This window comes from Flavobacterium antarcticum DSM 19726, assembly GCF_000419685.1.
Taxonomy (GTDB): Bacteria; Bacteroidota; Bacteroidia; order Flavobacteriales; family Flavobacteriaceae; genus Flavobacterium; species Flavobacterium antarcticum.
Genome location: NZ_ATTM01000015.1, coordinates 1 through 2,169, shown reverse-complemented (window position 1 = coordinate 2,169; position 2,169 = coordinate 1). Strand labels below are relative to the sequence as shown.

The following is a 2,169-nucleotide window of genomic DNA, read 5'->3' as shown; positions in this document are numbered from 1 at the left end:
TTTGAAATATATGACAATAAAGGAATTTAACAAACAATCAAATAATTACAAAAATGTCGCTTAACTTAAACTCCACTTTTTATTTGCATATCCACACACTTGATTTTGAAAACCTACAAAGAATTTAAACTTCTCAAATGATTTCTTATTGTAGAGGTTTTCTTGATTGTAGCTACGGACCCCTCCGACAGTCAGTGCCACTTCATTCCCATTTATCATTGTACTAATACTTGGAATTTTGATAATGAAAGCCATTCTTTCAAAGTACTGGGTTTTCTCATGTTCTTCCAAATCTTTTGCCGACTTGTAAATTGCTGTGGGAACTCTACCTTTAATTTGATGACTAACTCTAATTTCAGGTACGTCAAATCTCTCATTTGAAAACACCTCTGAAATGCAATCTTGTGTCAACTCAATAAACTCTTGATGTGCTATTGTTTTTTCGTTGTCCTTTGTGAACACAGGAATTACGCACTTATTCTTCAGCATTTCCAAAGCTACATCTTGCGTATTTGCAATGATGAAAGGCTTCGCATCATAAGTTATAGTTTCAGTATTCATCTTGCTTTCAACTTCTAAATCAACAATAGGACGAACCAAATTATTGAAAGATTCAGATTCAGCTCGACTAAAAGGGCTTACAGGTCTTAATTCAAAAGCTTCTTCTATGGTTGCTGGCTTAATGATGTTTTCCATTTTGACTAAAATTTTGAGGGTTTATTAATAATTCTAACTGCTTCTTCTTGCTTTGGAATTGAGGTCGGAATGCTTCTTGAAATGTTGGGTTGTCATTAAACAACTTCGTTAATTCTGAAACGGATAGAGCACAATTTATCCTGTCCGACATATCTTTCACATTTGAACTACCTTCAGAACTGATAGGGGTCTCCGTATTGCACCATTCTAAAATCTTTTTTCCTGTATTGCTATTGATAATAAACTCTGGCTTCCCCATAAACAAGCCCGTTCTGTCTTTTGAAGACACAGAGAAGTGCTTAATATCAACATCAAATACTAAAGTGAACTCGTAGTCCATTCCATCTCTTTGAACCGCTTTAAGTCCAACTTTTTCAGGAACATACTTTCCATCTTTCTGTTGCAGTACATAATCCTGTTTTGTCCGCATTGTAGCAATGATGTGGGCATCAGCTTGCAAAATTTTATCTACAAATGCTTTCTGTCTAGGAGTGATTTTTCCCCAATTGGTAAATGAATTTCCGGCTAATTTGGAATGAAAATCTAGTAGCTCATCCCAGCACTGCGATATGGAGTCAATGATAATTACTTCCATACCTGACTTTTCACACAGCTCAATAGCTTTAATGTAGTTTTCAGGTGTAAATGGAGGTGCTAATGTCAAGACGTTGTAATTGCCTAAATGGGCATACAAGTCAGCACTTCCATTCTCAGTATCAATTATAGCAACTTTAGAAAGGTTGCCATTTGTTAACCCTTGTGCTAACAAGATACTTGAGTATGTTTTTCCGCTTCCGGCAGTGCCTTGTAATGCTAATTTAATTTTAGCTTTTTTTCGTTCTGATTGTCTTAATTGCATAATATAATTATTTAATGATTAATATTGATGTGAAAACAGGCTAACTTCAGATGAAATTAGCCTGTTAAATATGATGCTTTAGAAGTGTTCTAAAGGGTTAAAAACTTTCTGTTTTCTGAATCTAAATCTTCATTCGAAAACTCCTTCAGATAGCTCATAGTTATCCGTACATCAGCATGACCCATCATCTCAGAAATCTTTTCTATTGGAGTTCCGCTAAGTTTCAGAATTGTGGCAAAACTATGTCTTGCCACATAAGTAGTTAATTTTGCCTCTACTCCCGCTAATTTCCCAATTTCTTTAAGTCGCAAATTGTAGGATTTTAATACTTTTTGTTTTCTATAGTACATTTGCACCGGAGTCAAGTTCTCTTGTAACAGAATAGGAAATACATATTTTGTAGGCCTTTTTTGTTCTCTATAATAGTCAAGAATCTTTTGAGCACTATCAATAATTTCTAAATTAAATTTGCCCTTAGTTTTTGACCTAGTATAATCAATTCTATTATTTTTTATATCGGTGGATATGCAAATAAAAAGTGGAGTTTAAGTTAAGCGACATTTTTGTAATTATTTGATTGTTTGTTAAATTCCTTTATTGTCATATATTTCAAA

3 protein-coding genes are annotated in these 2,169 nt (G+C 33.8%); all 3 read right to left on the bottom strand.

Annotation, left to right across the window (positions count from 1 at the left end):
- Positions 1-60: 60 nt before the first annotated feature.
- Positions 61-696 (bottom strand): DUF3871 family protein, encoded by a 636-nt coding sequence (locus YWA_RS15235; protein ID WP_022829224.1) that lies wholly within the window; start codon positions 694-696, stop codon positions 61-63.
- On the bottom strand, positions 680-1,555 hold the full coding sequence (locus YWA_RS0114425; protein WP_022829223.1) for an AAA family ATPase: 876 nt from the start codon (positions 1,553-1,555) through the stop codon (positions 680-682). Before YWA_RS0114425 ends, YWA_RS15235 begins: the two co-directional genes overlap by 17 nt.
- Before the next feature lie 89 nt (positions 1,556-1,644).
- Positions 1,645-2,055: a tyrosine-type recombinase/integrase gene (locus YWA_RS15590; RefSeq protein ID WP_245557726.1), complete on the bottom strand. Its 411-nt coding sequence runs from the start codon at positions 2,053-2,055 to the stop codon at positions 1,645-1,647.
- Positions 2,056-2,169: the final 114 nt, after the last annotated feature.

Bases quoted from the DNA above. Each gene is read 5' to 3' on its own strand.
- YWA_RS15235 (WP_022829224.1), bottom strand. From the start codon at position 696: ATGGAAAACATCATTAAGCCAGCAACCATAGAAGAAGCTTTTGAATTA.
- YWA_RS0114425 (WP_022829223.1), bottom strand. From the start codon at position 1,555: ATGCAATTAAGACAATCAGAACGAAAAAAAGCTAAAATTAAATTAGCA.